The sequence below is a fragment of the bacterium genome (assembly GCA_030018315.1).
GTDB lineage: Bacteria > Hydrothermota > UBA3073 > JACQXS01 > JAGMCI01 > JASEGA01.
In genome coordinates this window covers 1-521 of record JASEGA010000073.1, presented here as the reverse complement: position 1 = coordinate 521, position 521 = coordinate 1, and the positions used below count along the sequence as shown (strand labels likewise).

The following is a 521-nucleotide window of genomic DNA, read 5'->3' as shown; positions in this document are numbered from 1 at the left end:
CCCTCTTATTGGGAAGCAAAGGATTTTGGAGTAAAAAGAACCTACGTCGAGATTTTAGAAAGCTAACTTCCGGAGGTCGCACCTCTGTAAAACAAGAAGTCACCCTGATAGGTGGCTTTTTTGTGCCGGGGGCGGGAGTCGAACCCACACGAAGCTATGCTTCAAGGGATTTTAAGTCCCTAGTGTCTACCATTCCACCACCCCGGCAAAAATTTTGAGGCCACGGCGAGATTTGCACTCGCGTATAGCGCTTTTGCAGAGCGCCGCCTTAGACTACTTGGCTACGTGGCCACGTACCATCTTTTATTCTAACAAATCCAGCACTTTTTTCAAGACCTCTTCAATGGTTCCTTCCTGGCTGAAACCGGCAGCATAGGGATGGCCACCTCCTCCCAGAGCTTCTGCAACTTTGTCCACACTTTTTCCTTTAAAAGGCTCTGATCTCAAGCTGCCCTTTATTTTTCCTTTCTCGTATTCAATTAAAAATAGTCCCAAATTTGCCTGAGAGGCCGCAGAAATAA

1 protein-coding gene and 2 tRNA genes are annotated in these 521 nt (G+C 47.0%); all 3 read right to left on the bottom strand.

Annotated features, from left to right (window positions below; genetic code table 11):
* Positions 1-123: 123 nt before the first annotated feature.
* Positions 124-207, bottom strand: a tRNA-Leu gene (locus tag QMD71_10115).
* A 10-nt stretch (positions 208-217) separates the two neighbouring features.
* Positions 218-291: transfer RNA gene (locus QMD71_10110), tRNA-Cys, on the bottom strand.
* Positions 292-303: 12 nt separating this feature from the next.
* Positions 304-521 (bottom strand): DHHA1 domain-containing protein (locus tag QMD71_10105; protein MDI6841176.1); only part of this gene is annotated, 218 nt, incomplete at its 5' end.